At 46.4% G+C, this 16,050-nt stretch carries 17 protein-coding genes and 1 tRNA gene; 10 read left to right on the top strand and 8 right to left on the bottom strand.

Annotated elements, in window-relative coordinates:
• Together ICN30_RS02705 and ychF are read right to left on the bottom strand one after the other, a co-directional pair.
• Positions 1–181, bottom strand: a 181-nt coding sequence (locus ICN30_RS02705) for a transposase (RefSeq protein WP_216273070.1), incomplete at its 3' end; no start/stop codon positions are given.
• Positions 182–266: 85 nt separating this feature from the next.
• Positions 267–1,361 (bottom strand): redox-regulated ATPase YchF, encoded by a 1,095-nt coding sequence (gene ychF / locus ICN30_RS02710; RefSeq protein WP_216273074.1) that lies wholly within the window; start codon positions 1,359–1,361, stop codon positions 267–269.
• A gap of 39 nt (positions 1,362–1,400) precedes the next feature.
• Here ychF and ICN30_RS02715 point away from each other — a divergent pair, with 39 nt between their 5' ends.
• The 4 genes from ICN30_RS02715 to ICN30_RS02730 are packed head-to-tail and all read left to right on the top strand — an operon-like array spanning position 1,401 to position 5,957.
• Entirely contained in the window at positions 1,401–2,675 is a 1,275-nt protein-coding gene (locus ICN30_RS02715) for an FAD-dependent monooxygenase (protein ID WP_216273076.1), read from the top strand.
• Positions 2,659–3,384, top strand: a complete 726-nt coding sequence (locus ICN30_RS02720; RefSeq protein WP_216273078.1) for a DsbC family protein — start codon at positions 2,659–2,661, stop codon at positions 3,382–3,384. Before ICN30_RS02715 ends, ICN30_RS02720 begins: the two co-directional genes overlap by 17 nt.
• 12 nt (positions 3,385–3,396) lie before the next feature.
• The gene (locus ICN30_RS02725; RefSeq protein ID WP_216273080.1) at positions 3,397–5,181 is read left to right on the top strand and encodes a M61 family metallopeptidase; all 1,785 of its coding nucleotides are present in this window, start codon (positions 3,397–3,399) and stop codon (positions 5,179–5,181) included.
• Positions 5,181–5,957, top strand: a complete 777-nt coding sequence (locus ICN30_RS02730) for a uracil-DNA glycosylase (protein WP_216273082.1) — start codon at positions 5,181–5,183, stop codon at positions 5,955–5,957. Before ICN30_RS02725 ends, ICN30_RS02730 begins: the two co-directional genes overlap by 1 nt.
• Here ICN30_RS02730 and ICN30_RS02735 read toward each other — a convergent pair.
• Positions 5,954–6,211 carry a hypothetical protein gene (locus ICN30_RS02735; RefSeq protein ID WP_216273084.1) on the bottom strand — a complete coding sequence of 86 codons (258 nt, stop codon included), beginning with the start codon at positions 6,209–6,211 and terminating at the stop codon, positions 5,954–5,956. The genes ICN30_RS02730 and ICN30_RS02735 overlap by 4 nt on opposite strands.
• 43 nt (positions 6,212–6,254) lie before the next feature.
• Between ICN30_RS02735 and hemA the strand changes: the two genes are divergently transcribed.
• From hemA to ICN30_RS02765, 6 genes are all read left to right on the top strand, one after another.
• Positions 6,255–7,571 (top strand): glutamyl-tRNA reductase, encoded by a 1,317-nt coding sequence (gene hemA / locus ICN30_RS02740; RefSeq protein ID WP_216273086.1) that lies wholly within the window; start codon positions 6,255–6,257, stop codon positions 7,569–7,571.
• A complete protein-coding gene (gene prfA, locus ICN30_RS02745; protein ID WP_216178803.1) occupies positions 7,572–8,651 on the top strand; it encodes a peptide chain release factor 1 in 1,080 nt (359 codons plus the stop codon). It begins immediately after the preceding gene.
• Positions 8,652–8,662: 11 nt separating this feature from the next.
• Entirely contained in the window at positions 8,663–9,520 is an 858-nt protein-coding gene (gene prmC, locus ICN30_RS02750) for a peptide chain release factor N(5)-glutamine methyltransferase (RefSeq protein ID WP_216273088.1), read from the top strand.
• Between the two features lie 95 nt (positions 9,521–9,615).
• Positions 9,616–9,924, top strand: coding sequence for a Grx4 family monothiol glutaredoxin (gene grxD / locus ICN30_RS02755; RefSeq protein ID WP_216273089.1), 309 nt, complete (start codon positions 9,616–9,618; stop codon positions 9,922–9,924).
• 28 nt (positions 9,925–9,952) lie between these two features.
• Positions 9,953–11,227, top strand: a complete 1,275-nt coding sequence (gene rmuC, locus ICN30_RS02760; RefSeq protein ID WP_216273091.1) for a DNA recombination protein RmuC — start codon at positions 9,953–9,955, stop codon at positions 11,225–11,227.
• A gap of 18 nt (positions 11,228–11,245) precedes the next feature.
• Positions 11,246–12,553: an MFS transporter gene (locus ICN30_RS02765; protein WP_216273094.1), complete on the top strand. Its 1,308-nt coding sequence runs from the start codon at positions 11,246–11,248 to the stop codon at positions 12,551–12,553.
• 75 nt (positions 12,554–12,628) lie between these two features.
• On the opposite strand, the gene ICN30_RS02770 is transcribed toward ICN30_RS02765, so the two are convergent.
• The 5 genes from ICN30_RS02770 to ICN30_RS02790 all read right to left on the bottom strand — a co-directional run bounded on the left by ICN30_RS02770 (position 12,629) and on the right by ICN30_RS02790 (position 16,050).
• A tRNA-Thr gene (locus ICN30_RS02770) sits at positions 12,629–12,704 on the bottom strand.
• An 18-nt stretch (positions 12,705–12,722) separates the two neighbouring features.
• On the bottom strand, positions 12,723–13,124 hold the full coding sequence (locus ICN30_RS02775) for a ClpXP protease specificity-enhancing factor (protein ID WP_216273096.1): 402 nt from the start codon (positions 13,122–13,124) through the stop codon (positions 12,723–12,725).
• A gap of 31 nt (positions 13,125–13,155) precedes the next feature.
• Entirely contained in the window at positions 13,156–13,767 is a 612-nt protein-coding gene (locus tag ICN30_RS02780) for a glutathione S-transferase N-terminal domain-containing protein (protein WP_216225766.1), read from the bottom strand.
• Positions 13,768–13,846: 79 nt separating this feature from the next.
• The gene (locus ICN30_RS02785; protein WP_216273098.1) at positions 13,847–14,620 is read right to left on the bottom strand and encodes a cytochrome c1; all 774 of its coding nucleotides are present in this window, start codon (positions 14,618–14,620) and stop codon (positions 13,847–13,849) included.
• 29 nt (positions 14,621–14,649) lie between these two features.
• Positions 14,650–16,050: a cytochrome bc complex cytochrome b subunit gene (locus ICN30_RS02790; protein ID WP_216273100.1), complete on the bottom strand. Its 1,401-nt coding sequence runs from the start codon at positions 16,048–16,050 to the stop codon at positions 14,650–14,652.

Here is a 16,050-nt window from a genome sequence, read left to right on the forward strand (position 1 = left end):
GGGTGTACTGTTGATAACCCCTCTTTTGCAGGGCAGATACTCCATGTAGTTTATGGGTCAAAACCCATTTGCGGACATCGGTGGTATTGATGCCGTAATGATTAGCTACCCTCAGGTAGCCTCCACCCCCTAGATAATCATTAACTACTTTTAGCTTGAACTGCGCACTGTGTTTGCTCATGAAGCTGACCCCTTTTGGTTGGATTGGGTGTCCAACTTTTGTGGGTCAGTTCATAGTAAGGGCTTTTTTATTTAGTGGGGCTGGTTTAGACGTTAAATAGGAAGTTTAAGACGTCACCGTCTTTAACAACATACTCTTTGCCTTCCGCGCGCATTTTCCCAGCCTCTTTGGCGCCAGACTCACCCTTAAATTGAATGAAGTCTTCAAAAGCAATGGTTTGCGCGCGAATAAAGCCACGCTCAAAGTCAGTATGGATCACTCCTGCAGCCTGCGGAGCAGTATCGCCTTGATGAATTGTCCAGGCACGAACCTCTTTAACGCCAGCCGTAAAGTAGGTCTGCAAGCCCAATAACTTATAGCCCGCACGAATCACACGGTCTAATCCAGACTCTTCCATGCCGAGATCTGCCAAGAACTCAATCTTGTCAGCATCATCTAAATCAGCGATTTCTGCCTCGATTGCTGCGCAAACAGCAACCACTGGAGCACCCTCTTTAGCTGCGTGCTGAATCACTGCCTCTAAATGCGGATTATTGTCGAAGCCATCTTCCTTGACGTTGGCGATATACATCGCTGGCTTTGCTGTGATTAGACACAAAGGCTTCAAAAGTAGATTTTCTTCGTCAGTCAGTTTCAGGCTACGTACTGGCTGAGCTTGATCCAAATGGGCTTGCACCTTAGTTAACACAGCCACCAAAGCAGCTGCCTCTTTGTCGTTTCCTGACTTAGCGGCCTTACTAGAACGCTGCAGAGTTTTTTCCACGGTAGTTAAATCAGATAAGGCTAGCTCAGTGTCGATCACAGCGATATCGGAGATCGGGTCGATCTTGCCCGCTACGTGAATCACGTTCGCATCCTCAAAACAGCGCACCACATGAGTAATAGCGTCAGTTTCGCGAATATTCGCTAAAAATTGATTTCCTAGACCCTCACCTTTGGAGGCTCCAGCCACCAAACCTGCAATATCGACAAATTCGACTGCTGCGGGCAGGATGCGCTCAGGCTTCACGATCTCAGCCAAAGCGGCAAGACGGGGGTCAGGAACCTCGACCACACCCACATTAGGCTCGATCGTGCAGAAAGGATAGTTTTCCGCCGCGATTCCAGCCTTGGTAAGCGCGTTAAAGAGGGTAGATTTGCCGACGTTAGGCAGGCCGACGATGCCACATTTCAAAGACATAGCCGTATTGTAAAGGGCTAGTTTCGATATCATCGAGATATGTCAGAAGTTCTCCAAAATAACTCGGCAAAATTGCCCAAAAATACCCCTCAAATGCGGACAATCGACGTCGCTGTAGTGGGCGGAGGTATAGCGGGTAAGGCCTGCGCCTTAGGTCTGGCTCAGCTTGGTCTGCAAACCATTCAAATCGCCCCCGACTTAGGGCAAGCTGTTCCTGCTCCCCATGGGGGGCAATGGGGGCAACGCATTTACGCTTTCTCTCCCAGCACCCAAAAACTGTTAACCCATCTTCAGATTTGGGATGCCGTTGATCACAGTCGAATGCAGCCTGTTAGAGATATGCGAATTTTTGGCGATCGTGGAGAAAAACATGATCAGCTGCACCTATCTGCTTTTGAGGCGGGCACACCCCAGTTGGCCTGGATTGGCGAATCGAATGTAATCGAACACACCCTAGATCAAGCCTCACGCTTCCAAAATAAGCTAGAGCGCATTAATGACGCAGTAGAAAATATTCAAGTGGATTTGGATGGAGTAACCCTCCATCTCACGAATGGATCCACCATACGCGCTCAACTCGTTATTGCTGCTGACGGAGCTAATTCACCCATACGTGCTGAGCTGGGTATTTCTACAAAAGAAGAAAGTTATTCACAAAGTGCTGTAGTAGCCAATTGGATTTGCAGTAGCGCGCATTTGGAAACCGCTTACCAATGGTTTTTGCCGGGTGGAGATATCGTAGCGATGTTGCCATTACCAAATAAACAGGCCTCTATGGTGTGGTCAACTTCGCCAGAAAATGCTGCCGAACTTTTAAAACTAGATCAAGCAGCATGGACTGAAAAGTTTTCCTCAATTGCTAATGGGGAAATAGTGAAGCAACTTGGATCATTCAAACTCAATTCAATACCAGCCGCGTTTCCTCTCAGAAGAATTCGGGCGAATCGGTTTATCGGGCCCGATGAGAACCCCAAAGTTGTGCTGATTGGGGATGCCGCACATGTCATGCATCCTTTGGCAGGGCAAGGCTTGAACTTGGGACTCAGGGATGTAGCAACCCTGCTGCATATTTTGAGCAAGCGAGAATCTTTCCGCCTACCAAACGACAAAGTATTGTTGCGTCGTTATGAACGTCAGCGTCAAGGCGATACCAGCGCGCTGCTCTGGGTGACAGACAAGCTCAAGAAGTTATTCTCAGCCAGTAGTGGCACAGAGAAGCAATTGCGCAATTGGGGTTTAGGCCTCGTCAATCGTAGTCACTTTATTAAACGGCGTCTCATTGAGCGCGCCCTTGGAGATGCTGATTTTGAATAAATTATTTTCTATTATTGCTTTAGCTTGCTCTCTCACCCTGCTAGTGGGAACAGTCAATGCACAATCGGAACAACAGGTCCGAACTGAATTACAAAAGAAGATTGGCGCCAATGCCAAAATTAAAAGTGTTTCCCCGTCACCTATTCCCGGCATATACGAGGTGTTGGTAGGCAATGATGTGTTTTACACCGATGCGAGCAGCAAATATTTAATCCAGGGTGAAATCATTGAGATCGCCACAGGAAAAAATATTACTGAACAAAAACAAGCGGACCTGAATCGCATTAAATGGTCCGAGCTCACTCCAGCAAATGCCTTAAAAGCAGTGCGCGGCAATGGAAGTCGACAGCTGGCAATTTTCTCTGACCCTAATTGTGGTTACTGCAAGCGCTTGGAAAAATCCTTACAGCAATTAGATAACGTTACTGTCTATACCTACTTAATTCCGATTTTGTCGCCAGACTCCGCGCAGAAGTCTAAACAAATTTGGTGCTCTGCCGATCCACAGAAGGCTTACATTGATTGGATGATCAATGGAATTGCACCGAGTGGCAAAAGCGACTGCACCACTCCTTTAGACAAGAATATGGCCTTTGCCAAAACCTATGGCATTACTGGCACCCCAACTATTTTCTTTACTGATGGCAGCCGCTTTCCGGGTGCCGTTCAAATCACCGACATTGAAAAGAAATTTAACAGTCTGAAGTAATGGGTCAAGCTTATGAACGAGTTAAATACTTCTGATCTACCTGCAATCCAATACACCATTTGGGCCGCAGATCTTCATGGTCATCGCCTTCATGTGAAGTTGCGTATTGAGAACCCATTGCCGAATGGGCAGATTCTGCAAATGCCCGCATGGATTCCGGGTAGCTATTTGATAAGAGACTTCAGCAAGCAAATCGAAACCATTGAAGCCTTTGCAGTCAATAACCTGCATGAGGCACTCGTCCTAGAGCGAATCGATAACGATCAGTGGCGCTTGCCCAAGGTGGCTGGTGCAGTAGAAATTCTCACCACGGTATACGCATTTGATACTTCGGTGCGCGCCGCCTATCTAGATACCGAGCGTGCGTTTATCAATCCAAGTAGCTTATGTTTGGCAGTCAAAGGTCAAGAGTCTTTGCCATGCGCCTTAGTATTAATTCCACCTAAAGATACTTGCGCGAATTCTTGGACTGTTCAGACAGGCCTGCAAGCAGCCAAGGTAGATAGTCAAGGTTACGGCTTTTATCTCGCCAAAAATTATGATGACTTGCTAGATCACCCGATTGCGATGGGAGAATTTCAAATTGCCCATTGGAAATCCAATGGCGTATCGCACAGCATGGCGATTCAGGGCTGCATTCATGAAATTGATCTAGAGCGTTTAGCAACCGATCTTCAGGCCATCTGCAATTGCACAATTAATCTCTTTGAGCCCAAGACAAAGAAGGCGCCTTTCCATAATTATTTATTTTTGGTCAATGCAGTTCTTTCTGGATATGGCGGACTTGAACATCGCAATAGCACTGCACTTCTATGCCGTCGTGATCAGATTCCCCAAGTCAATGCCCCATTGGATGAAGCATCCTACCGCGAGTTTTTAGGTCTTTGTAGTCATGAGTATTTTCATGCTTGGTTAGTTAAGCGAATTCAGCCCAAAGCATTTCAACCTTATCAACTCGATCGCAGAAACCATACCCGCTTACTGTGGCTATTTGAAGGCTTTACGAGCTACTACGATGATCTGCAATTATTCCGCAGTAAAAGCATTGATCTCAAAACCTATCTCAAGCTAGTCGCCAATAACTGGAATAGCATTTTGCGTGGGCCAGGCAGACTCAAGCAAAGCCTGGCCGATAGCTCTTTTGATGCCTGGACTAAGTATTACCAAGCGGATGAGAATACTCCGAATGCCGTGGTGAGTTATTACGGTAAGGGTGCATTGCTTGCCTTGGGTTTGGATCTCAAGATTCGCGCATTCAGTAACAACCGTCAATCCTTGGATGATTTGATGCGCCTCATCTGGCAAACGCATGGAGTCACGCTTGATGGAATTGCTGAAGATGGTCTTGATGACTTAATGCAAACACTTATGGGCACAGGATTTAATAAAACTTGGAATGAATTTAAGTCTCGCTATATTTTTGGTGTTGAAGATATTCCTATTCAGAAGTGGATTAATTCGAAGATCATTTCAGTTAAACAAAAAACTCACTCGAAGCTTGAGCAAATTAAGTTGCAATTAGGATTGCGTACTAGCGATGCGAATGGCTGGCTAAAGGTGACGCACGTACTGGATGGCGGAGCTGCGCAATTAGCAGGTCTGGCAACTGGAGATATTTTGGCCAGTATTAACGGTGAACGGATTACTGCTGCTCGATGGGACAAGGTCTTATCTAGCTTGATATCAGGACAAGTCATTCAGATTTGTTTTTATCGAGATGATCTGGAGCACGAGTGCATGACCATTCTTGAGGATGATCAGATACCAAGCCAGTACACCCTCATTCCAGCTGAGTGATGCATTCGTTTTCTGCTGCTGATATTCCTGAGGACTGGCGCGCCCTACTCGGCGATTATTTTGAATCCCCTGAGTGGCAACAACTACAGACCAATCTCAGGGCGGAGTTGAATAAGGACACAGCAAGGATTTGCCCTGAACCCCAGAATTTCTTCAAAGCGCTGACATTAACCCCGCTTAACAAGGTCAAGGTCGTCATTTTGGGACAGGATCCCTACCACTCTCCTGGGCTGGCTCAAGGCTTAGCTTTTTCCATCCCGAGCGATATTCCGACTAATTCTCGGCAATTTCCCAGCTCCTTACGCAATATCAGTAAAGCCCTAGCGCTGGAAGGGTTTGGCGCCCTTCCTAACGGTGATCTTCATACCTGGGCTCAGCAAGGCGTGCTGTTGCTCAATACCGCCCTCAGCGTCAAATTGGGAGAGGCTGGCAGCCATACAAACCTAGGTTGGAAATCCCTGATCGATAGACTGATTAGCGCCTTAGCTCTGCAAAAGCCCCATTTAGTCTGGATGCTATGGGGTGGTCATGCCCAGTCCAAGTTACCCCTGATTGAGGTAGCGCCAGATCAATTAATTCTGCAATCCTCCCACCCCTCTGGGCTTGGGGTCTACAAAACAGATCGGCCATTTCTGGAACCTGGGGGGATGGCAAGTTGCGGGCATTTCACTAAGGCTAATGAATGGCTGGTGGAGCACCATGAAACACCTATTCGCTGGGCGATCCCAAGCGGACAAAACACCAGCGCCACCCCTCAGGCCAATTTATTTAACTAGTTATTTGCTGCCGCATAGAGGCAGCCTACAAGGCAAGAGGCCACTATGGCGCTTAGCCACTCAAGCATCTGTCCAGACTGAAATAAACCCGCAAATTGCCCTATATAAGAGCTAGCTAGGGCAGCTATGGAGCCTATCAAGGCAGCCATGAGGAATTTCTTGGCCTTGGGCCTAGCTTTACGCTCTCCTGGGTAAAAAGCTAAGGCGAATACGCCAGTTAAACCACCAATCACCAGAAAAGCTAAAAACCCCATTGCTACCCCCATTATTGCTGCCATCAAATCTATAATCACCATTATGAAGTTGTTGACACTCGGCATCAATCATCACACAGCGCCGGTCGCCATTCGGGAAAAGGTTGCCTTTGACCCTGAATTTCTTCAAGAAGCGTTGCACGATCTTCGCCAGCATTTGGTTGGCGCGAATCAGGCCGGGCTGCCTGAAGCCACAATTTTATCTACCTGCAATCGCACAGAGGTGTATTGCGCCGCTAATGATGCAGATGCGGCTAGTCTTTTGCATGAAGCCACTTTTGATTGGTTGGCAAAAACTCAACAAGTTGCTCCCAGCAGTTTGGAGCCGCATATTTATTCACTACCGCAATCGGATGCGGTACGTCATGCTTTTAGGGTAGCCTGTGGATTAGATTCGATGGTGATTGGTGAAACCCAAATTTTGGGTCAGATGAAAGATGCTGTACGCACCGCAAATGATGCAGGTGTCCTTGGGACCTATCTCAACCAGCTCTTTCAGAAAACCTTTGCTGTTGCAAAAGAAGTTCGCGGCTCCACAGAAATTGGCGCCCATTCGATTTCAATGGCGGCCGCTTCAGTTCGCTTGGCGGAACGTATTTTTGAAAGTATTGCCGAACAACGTGTTCTGTTTATCGGCGCTGGCGACATGATCACTTTGTGCGCAACCCATTTTGTTGCACGCAAACCTAAGTCTGTTGCCATTGCTAATCGCACTATTGAACGTGGACAAGAATTAGCAGACTCGATATCGATTCAAGACGTTGAAGCAGAGTCATTTAAATTATCCGAACTTCCCTCACGTCTTCATGAATTTGATATCATCGTTTCAAGCACCGCATCCTCACTGCCGATCATCGGCCTAGGTATGGTGGAGAGCGCGCTGAAACAACGTCGTCATAAACCCATGGTGATGATTGATTTAGCGGTACCTCGTGACTTTGAACCAGAGATTGCTCGCTTAAATGATATCTATCTTTATACAGTCGATGATTTAGGCGTGATGATTCAAACAGGCGCTTCTTTACGTCAAGCCGCCGTGAGCCAAGCTGAAGCAATCATTGAAGATCGCGTTGGTAATTTCATGCACTGGATGCAGGGCCGGAAAACTGTTCCACTCATTCAAGATATCCAACAACAAGGTGAACATCTAAGACAGTTAGAGCTCGATCGCGCCATGAAACGATTGATGCGTGGCGATGATCCTCAAGAGGTTCTCAATGCCATGGCCCAGGGCTTAACCAACAAGTTCTTACATGGCTCATTGCATGCTTTACAACACTCGAATGGCGCTGAGCGTGACGCCCTGATTAAGTTGCTTCCTAAATTATTCGCCTCGCACTCCAAGCCAGAAGACCATTAGATGAAGCCCAGCATGCGGGCTAAGCTAGACCACCTAGACACGCGCTTAGCCGAACTTAACTCCCTATTAACCACCGAAGAGTCCACCAAAGACATGGACAACTACCGGAAGCTTACACGTGAGCATTCGGATATTGCGATGGTAGTAGAGCAATTTGGCCTATACAAACAAGCCGAGGCCGATGCACAGGCCGCCGAAGAGATGCGTAAAGATCCTGAGATGAAGGACTTTGCTGATGAAGAACAAAAGCAAGCTCAAGCCACCATGGAAGAGCTTGAAGGCGTCCTACAAAAACTCTTGCTCCCCAAAGATGTTAACGATGAACGCAATGTCTTCTTGGAAATTCGTGCGGGTACTGGCGGTGATGAGAGTGCGTTATTTGCAGGTGACTTACTTCGCATGTATACGCGCTTTGCTGAGCGCCAAGGCTGGAAAGTAGAAGTGGTGAATGCTGCTGAGTCTGATCTTGGTGGATATAAAGAAGTTGTCCTACGCCTAGTCGGTCAATCCGTTTACTCGCGCCTCAAGTTTGAATCCGGTGGACACCGCGTACAACGTGTACCTCAAACGGAAACTCAGGGTCGTATTCATACTTCGGCTTGCACGGTAGCAGTTATGCCAGAGGCAGATGAACTAGAGGCAGTCAAAATTAATCCCGCTGAACTTCGCATTGATACTTTTAGAGCTTCAGGCGCCGGTGGTCAGCATATTAATAAAACAGATTCTGCAGTACGTATCACGCACTTACCGACTGGCACCGTAGTAGAGTGCCAAGACGATCGCAGTCAGCATCGCAATCGTGAGCAAGCAATGAAGGTGCTGGTCTCACGCATCATGGATGCACGCGAACGTGAAAAGCATCAGCTCGAAGCCCAAACAAGAAAGTCTCTCATTGGCTCCGGCGATCGCAGCGATCGCATTCGGACCTACAACTTTCCACAGGGTCGCATTACTGATCACCGCATTAATCTCACGCTCTACAAAATCGATGCCATGATGGATGGTGATCTCGACGACCTCTGCAATGCCCTGGCATCCGAGCATCAAGCAGAACTGCTTGCAGCTCTTGGTGACAATTAATCTCAATCAGGATGAGTGTCAGCCAGTCTTTACGTGAATTAATTAGCAACTGCACATTGCCAGCCAGTGAGGCGCGCATACTGCTGGCCCATTTACTAGAGATGCACTACCAACTCCCACGCTCCGCCCTCCTATCCCGCGACGATATGAGGCTGAATGAGCAAGCTTTTGAGGAGTGGGAAAATCTCGTCTCCAGAAGAGTAAATGGTGAGCCTATCGCCTACATATTGGGCAAGAAGGGCTTTCACAATATTGAATTACTTGTTAGCCCTGGAGTACTTATTCCCCGCCCAGAAACGGAGCTCCTAGTAGAGATTGCTCTTGCCGAAATTACCAAACTCAACAGAGCTGCCAAGGTATTGGATTTGGGTACCGGCTCTGGTGCCATCGCCCTATCCATCGCAAGCTCCACAACCCTGGCTTCACTGATTGCAACGGATCAATCCCCTGAAGCTCTGGACATTGCAAAACAGAATGCCCAATCTCTTGCTCTAAGCGCCCAAATCCAATTTGAGCAAGGTAGCTGGTATGAGGCTATTAGCCAACAAGATCAGTTTGATGTCATTGTCAGCAATCCACCTTATATCGCCAGTCAGGACCCTCACCTCGGGCAAGGGGACTTGAGGTTTGAGCCCGAATCCGCTCTAACCGACTACGGTAGCGGTCTTAGCTGCCTTCAAGCAATCATTTCAAAGGCGGGTAACTTCCTGAAGTCTGGGGGCTTAATTGCTGTCGAGCATGGCTATGATCAATCCGAAGCAGTGGTGGTGCTCATGAAAGATGCGGGCCTAATAGACGTGCAAGTTCATCATGATTTGGCTGGCCACTGTCGCGCAGCATCTGGCAGAAAAAGCCTTAAAAACCCCTGAGGGGAATTAACCCTTTTCTCCGGATAGCCTTAAAATTACTCTCATTGTTAGTTGCAGTTCAAGATGACCTTACAGAATCAATTTAGGAAAAAATTATGAATACCCAAGCAAGAATTCAAGAAATCGTTAGCAGTCATCCTGTTGTATTGTTTATGAAGGGTAATGCTCAGTTTCCTCAGTGTGGCTTTTCCGGAAATGCAGTCAATATTTTGCGCACCTGCGGCGTAGATAAACTTCATACCGTTAACGTATTAGAAGATGCAGAAATTCGTCAAGGCATTAAAGAATTTGCTAATTGGCCAACTATTCCTCAGCTTTATATCAATGGTGAATTTATTGGCGGCTCTGACATCATGACTGAAATGTTTCAAAGTGGTGAATTACAAAAATTAGTTCAAGCCTAAGATTTCACTGATCTAATAGGCTGAATTTGTGACTTTTGATTTAAGCTCTCTGCTTCTGTTTGGTTTGCCATTGGGTTTATGTGCAGGCCTTTTAGTATATGCAGTCAATTTGCGCTCCGCACTCAGTCGCGCTGAGCAACAGAATCAAACTGATGCTGCATTAGCTACCAGTCTTCGCGCAGAGCGTGATCAGGCACTTCAGAATGCTATTCGCCTTGAGGCCGCACTAGATTCTGAACGTAAGCAGGGCTTAGGAAGAATTGAGTCTCTCAATGAAGCTAAAGAAGCATTGACTAGCCAATTCAAAAATCTAGCCAACGAAATTCTAGAAGATAAATCTAAGCGCTTTACCGAACAGAATGTTGCTAATCTAGACGCCTTACTCAAGCCACTGCAAACTAAGCTTTCAGAATTTAAAGAGCAGGTAAATACTTCTTATGGCAATGAAGCACGCGAGCGCTTTGCACTTAAAAGCGAGATCGAGCGTCTCGCCAATCTCAACCTGCGCATGTCTGATGAAACACGCTCTCTAACTCAAGCACTCAAAGGTGACTCCAAGGTACAAGGCAATTGGGGCGAGTTAGTTCTAGAGTCTATTCTCGAATCTTCAGGACTACGAAAAGGTGAAGAGTATTTGGTTCAAGATAGCCACACCCAAACTGATGGCTCACGTTTGCAACCAGATGTAGTCGTGAAGCTACCAGAAGGTAGAAGTCTCGTTGTTGATAGCAAGGTTTCCATTACTGCGTATTCACGCCATGCCGAAGCAACTGATCCAACAGTCTCAGAGCAAGAGTTAGCAGCCCATATTCAATCTCTTCGACAACATATCCAAGGCCTATCGAGTAAAAACTATAGCTCTTTATATGGCATCGGTTCTGTAGATTTTGTGTTGATGTTTGTTCCAATTGAACCCGCCTTCCTATTGGCGCTGAAAACTGCACCAAACCTCTATCAAGAAGCCTTAGCTAAAAATATTGTGCTGGTGTGCCCAAGTACCTTAATGGCTACACTGCGCACTGTTGCTCACTTATGGCGTCAAGATCACCAAAACCGTAACGCCCTAGAAATTGCAAAGCAATGCGGCACCCTCTACGATAAATTCGTCGGTTTTGTGGATGACCTTGAAAAATTAGGTCAACGTTTAGATCAAGCTCAAACGAGTTATCACGATGCTTTCAATAAACTCAAATCTGGCAAAGGCAATCTCATTCGCACTGCCGAGAAGGTGCGTGAGCTTGGCGTTAAGCCCAGCAAAAATCTATCTGCACCGCTGATTGAATCGTCTACAGATACTGAATAAAAATTGACTGATCTCAGCATGTCAGATGCAAAAGTTTCATCGCATTCCTATAAAAAAGTAGCTATTGCAGCCTGCTTTGGCACCTTTCTAGAGTGGTATGACTTTCTGACCTTCGCCACTCTGGCGGTAGTTTTTGGCCCCCTTTTCTTTCCATCGAGCGATCCCAGTACCGGCCTCTTGGCCAGCCTTGCAACCTTCGGTGTTGGCATGGTGGTCAGGCCTATTGGAGCGGCTATTTTCGGCAGCATCGGCGATCGCATTGGCCGACGCCCTGTCTTCATGATCACTATTACCCTGATGGGGATTGCCACAGTCTGCGTTGGATTTTTGCCAACCTATGCACAGATCGGAATCTGGGCACCCATCCTACTGGTGACCTTAAGACTTCTACAAGGTCTATCTGCTGGTGGTGAAATTGGCGGCAGCGCTGTCTACCTAACAGAGCATGCTGGTGACTCTAATCGAGGCTTTAAAACGAGCTTCCTGCAATTAATGGGGCCACTGGGCATCCTAGTTTCTACGTTACAAATTGCATTGCTTCAAAGCTATTTAACTCAAGAAGAATTTCTATCATGGGGTTGGCGAGTGCCATTTTGGGTTTCACTTATCCTACTATTGCTCGCATTTAAAGCTCGTATGGCTTTAGAGGAAACGCCAATCTATTTACAGCTAAGCCAAAAAGAGGCTCAATCCAAAAGTCCCTTGCGAGACAACCTCAAAGATGCTGAAACGAGGAAAAGAATGTTCCTGCTTTTTTTCTGTGTCTCAGCTGGTGGCGCAGTTCTTTTCTTCTGCGTTCAAGTTTATACAGGAATCTTTCTAAAGACTTCAGTTAAATTACCCCCTCAGTTAGTAGATCAGCTAAGTGTGTATGCAACGCTTGCACTATTACCCTTCACGATATTTGCAGGGTGGCTATCTGACAAGATTGGTAGAAAGCCTGTGATTGTCAGTGGACTGATCTTGGGGGCCATACTGATTCTGCCAGTATTTAACTTACTACAACATTTAAGCGTTAACTCACCACTCACAATTGCTGGGGTATTAATTGGACTATCTGCCATTCTGGCGCTTGTCGTTGGCCCACAAACCGCACTACTTGCAGAACTCTTTCCAGCAAAATCTAGAAATAGCGCAGCTACACTTCCGCACAACTTAGCAGCAGGCTGGATTGGCGGCCTTCTACCATTAATTATTACTTGGTTAAATCAAGAATGGGGCAGCAATCTTGCGGGCCTTTGGTACCCAACTATTTTTTTAGCTAGTGGCGCCGTGGTGGCAGCGCTCTATTTGCCGGAAACTAGAAAAACGAATCTGCTTAATTAAAGCGAGTCAGCGGCAAAAAATATAAGCCAGGAAATGAAAAAACCTAAACTCGTGAGAATTTAGGTTTTAAATTTTTGGTGCCCCTTGTCCGACTCGAACAGACCACCTACTGATTACAAATCAGTTGCTCTACCAGATGAGCTAAAGGGGCAACGGATAATATTTTAACCTATTTCACAATCGTCAAGGAAGGTCTGCCAGCTTTTGGCTTTTCGGCAGCTTCAGGACTCGCCTGCTTCGGGGTAATAGTCTGGCTAGCATCAAAAGGAAAGGACATTCCCTGACCATTTTCTCGGGCATAGATAGCTAATACATGGCTTACTGGAACCATAATTTTTCTTGGAATTCCGCCAAACCTTGCCTGAAAACTAATCCAGTCATTATCTAGGTTCAATTGATGGCAGGCCTCTAGAGAGAGGTTTAAAACGATTTCATCTTTCTTCACAAACTCCATAGGCACTTCAACACTAGAGTCCACAAAGACCGCCATGAAGGGCGTAAAACCAAAATCCGTGCACCACTGATGTAGAGCACGGATTAGGTAGGGTTTATTACTTGGGATATCAGACATGCTCATCTTGCCAGCATGGAAAATGAGCCGCTTAGCGACGCATTACCTTTTCTGAAGGAGTTAAAGCCTCAATATATGCAGGCCTACTGAAAATACGCTCAGCGTATTTCAATAAGGCAGCAGCATTACGGGAGAGATCAATGCCGTAATGCTCTAAACGCCACAATAAAGGTGCGATAGCAACGTCAAGCATTGAAAACTCTTCGCCCAGCATGTACTTATTCTTAACAAAAATAGGGGCTAGCTGAGTTAAGCGGTCACGAATAGCTAAACGCGCTTTTTCATGAGACTTCTCTGCTGCTTTACCTTTTTCATTTTCCAAGGCTGCAACGTGCACAAATAACTCTTTTTCAAAGTTAAAGAGGAAGAGGCGTGCACGTGCGCGAGCAACAGGATCGGGCGGCATCAATTGTGGATGAGGAAAACGCTCGTCAATATATTCATTGATGATGTTTGACTCATACAAAATCAAATCACGCTCAACCAAGATGGGAACTTGGCCATAAGGATTCATAACCGAGATGTCTTCTGGCTTGTTAAACAAGTCCACATCGCGGATCTCAAAGTCCATGCCTTTTTCGAAAAGCACCAAACGGCAGCGTTGCGAGAATGGGCAGTTTGTGCCCGAGTACAACACCATCATAGATTTATTTCCTTAAATATCTACTTCAATACAACAAACGCACTAACCACTGCGACTTTAAATCTCTAACAACTTTGGCTTAATGAATATCTTTCCAGTAAGCCTTATTCAAACGCCACGCTAATAGCGTGAAGATTGCGAGGAAGATGAGCACTACAACACCGAGACGCTTACGCTCAAGCTGAACTGGCTCAGCCATCCAAGACATAAATGCAACTAAGTCAGCGATATTGTCGTCATACTCTTGCGGCTTCATCGTTCCAGGCGTTAATTGTTCGAAACCTACGAATACTTTTTCTGTGCGACTTTCGTCGTGCGGATCTTTGCGCTCTTCAAACTTCGCAGCGCGCTCACCCTGCAACTGCCAGAGAACGTGTGGCATACCGACGTTTGGATACACCAAGTTATTCCAACCGGTTTGAGTTGTGTCATCTTTGTAGAAAGTGCGGAAATAGGTGTAGAGCCAATCAGTACCACGTGCACGTGCCTCTACAGATAAGTCAGGAGGAGTCTTACCAAAGAATGCTTTACCTTCTTTTGGCGTCATGGAGATCGTCATCAGATCGCCAACTTTTGCGTCGGTCAAAATCAAGTTATCTTTGATTTGCTGATCCGTCAAACCGATATCGCGCATACGGTTGTAACGCATGCTTGAAGCTGCATGGCAGTTCAAGCAATAGTTAACAAATAACTTGGCACCGTTCTGCAATGAAGCATTATTGCTCACACGGTTTGGCGCCGCATCCAATGGGAAGCCGCCTTCATTAGCATTAGCGCTGACGCTAAGCCCAAGGGCAGCAACTAAAACAGTTGCTTGGCAGACGCCCATCAAAGTTTGCAAAATTCGTTTCATACTAGTTCCTAATTTCTCGGGTGTCTGAATTAATGGGACTTAAAAGTAACGCGCTTTGGAACAGGCTTGAACGTACCAAGCTTGCTCCAGAACGGCATTGCCAAGAAGAAGCCCAGATAATAAATAGTGCAAATCTGAGAAATCTTTTCAAATACTGGTGATGGTGGCTCGATACCTAAGTAACCCAAGACCACAAAGCTCACTACAAACACGCCATAAATATATTTATGGAACTGTGGACGATAGCGAATGGACTTCACTGGTGAATGATCCAACCAAGGCAAGAAAAACATGATCACAACTGAACCACCCATGATCACAACACCCCAGAACTTCGCATCAAATGCATAGAAGCCAGCAGCCAAAACCAGGGCAATAGCAGCGCATGCGCCTTTAACTTTGACGTCTTTTGATTTGAGAGCAAACATTCCCAAAATCACTGCCAAGAAAATCCACAACGGCAACAAGAAGTTTGAAGTAGTTGCACGCAACATAGAGTAGAACGGTGTGAAATACCAAACCGGCGCAATATGTGTTGGAGTCACAAATGGATTTGCAGGGATGAAGTTATTGGCTTCCAAGAAGTAACCGCCCATCTCAGGTGCGAAGAACACAATACATGCGAACACCATCAAGAACACGCCCAAACCAAATACATCATGAACGGTGTAGTAAGGGTGGAAAGGAATGCCGTCTAATGGAATGCCTTTTTCATCAACTGTTTCTTTGATTTCAACGCCATCCGGATTGTTCGAGCCAACTTCATGTAAGGCAATGATGTGAGCAGCAACCAAACCAATCAATACCAATGGGATTGCGATGACGTGGAATGCAAAGAAACGGTTCAATGTGGCATCGCCAACTACGTAGTCGCCACGCAACCACAATGAGAGGTCTGGACCAATCAAAGGAATTGCAGAGAACAAGTTCACGATTACTTGAGCGCCCCAGTAGGACATTTGACCCCATGGGAGCAAGTAGCCAAAGAAGGCCTCACCCATTAAGCACAAGAAAATTGCGCAACCAAAAACCCAAATCAACTCACGTGGCTTGCGATATGAGCCATAGATCAAACCACGGAACATATGCAGGTAGACCACTACGAAGAACATAGAGGCGCCAGTTGAGTGGAGATAACGAATCAACCAGCCCCATGGCACTTCGCGCATGATGTACTCAACAGACTCAAATGCCTTGGCGGCATCAGGCTTATAGTTCATCACCAAGAAAATACCGGTAATGATCTGCAATGCGAGCACAACAATGGCCAAAGAACCAAAGAAATACCAAAAATTGAGGTTTTTAGGGGCGTAATACTCGGTTAAATGGGCTTTAATCGAGGATGTAAGCGGAAAACGGGAATCAACCCAAGCTAGCACCTTCTGGGCTACAGGAGCGTCTGCCGAGACTTCTTTTTCGTGAAATGCCAT

The sequence above is a fragment of the Polynucleobacter sp. 31A-FELB genome, from assembly GCF_018882405.1.
Taxonomy (GTDB): Bacteria; Pseudomonadota; Gammaproteobacteria; order Burkholderiales; family Burkholderiaceae; genus Polynucleobacter.

What these genes read in the sequence shown, in the direction of transcription:
- ICN30_RS02725 (WP_216273080.1), top strand. Translation starts at nt 3,397, where the DNA reads ATGAACGAGTTAAATACTTCTGATCTACCTGCAATCCAATACACCATT.
- ICN30_RS02720 (WP_216273078.1), top strand. Translation starts at nt 2,659, where the DNA reads ATGCTGATTTTGAATAAATTATTTTCTATTATTGCTTTAGCTTGCTCT.
- ICN30_RS02730 (WP_216273082.1), top strand. Translation starts at nt 5,181, where the DNA reads ATGCATTCGTTTTCTGCTGCTGATATTCCTGAGGACTGGCGCGCCCTA.
- hemA (WP_216273086.1), top strand. Translation starts at nt 6,255, where the DNA reads ATGAAGTTGTTGACACTCGGCATCAATCATCACACAGCGCCGGTCGCC.
- ICN30_RS02735 (WP_216273084.1), bottom strand. Translation starts at nt 6,211, where the DNA reads ATGGGGTTTTTAGCTTTTCTGGTGATTGGTGGTTTAACTGGCGTATTC.
- grxD (WP_216273089.1), top strand. Translation starts at nt 9,616, where the DNA reads ATGAATACCCAAGCAAGAATTCAAGAAATCGTTAGCAGTCATCCTGTT.
- ICN30_RS02775 (WP_216273096.1), bottom strand. Translation starts at nt 13,124, where the DNA reads ATGTCTGATATCCCAAGTAATAAACCCTACCTAATCCGTGCTCTACAT.
- ICN30_RS02780 (WP_216225766.1), bottom strand. Translation starts at nt 13,767, where the DNA reads ATGATGGTGTTGTACTCGGGCACAAACTGCCCATTCTCGCAACGCTGC.
- ICN30_RS02790 (WP_216273100.1), bottom strand. Translation starts at nt 16,050, where the DNA reads ATGGCATTTCACGAAAAAGAAGTCTCGGCAGACGCTCCTGTAGCCCAG.
- ICN30_RS02765 (WP_216273094.1), top strand. Translation starts at nt 11,246, where the DNA reads ATGTCAGATGCAAAAGTTTCATCGCATTCCTATAAAAAAGTAGCTATT.
- ICN30_RS02785 (WP_216273098.1), bottom strand. Translation starts at nt 14,620, where the DNA reads ATGAAACGAATTTTGCAAACTTTGATGGGCGTCTGCCAAGCAACTGTT.
- ICN30_RS02715 (WP_216273076.1), top strand. Translation starts at nt 1,401, where the DNA reads ATGTCAGAAGTTCTCCAAAATAACTCGGCAAAATTGCCCAAAAATACC.
- prfA (WP_216178803.1), top strand. Translation starts at nt 7,572, where the DNA reads ATGAAGCCCAGCATGCGGGCTAAGCTAGACCACCTAGACACGCGCTTA.
- prmC (WP_216273088.1), top strand. Translation starts at nt 8,663, where the DNA reads ATGAGTGTCAGCCAGTCTTTACGTGAATTAATTAGCAACTGCACATTG.
- ychF (WP_216273074.1), bottom strand. Translation starts at nt 1,361, where the DNA reads ATGTCTTTGAAATGTGGCATCGTCGGCCTGCCTAACGTCGGCAAATCT.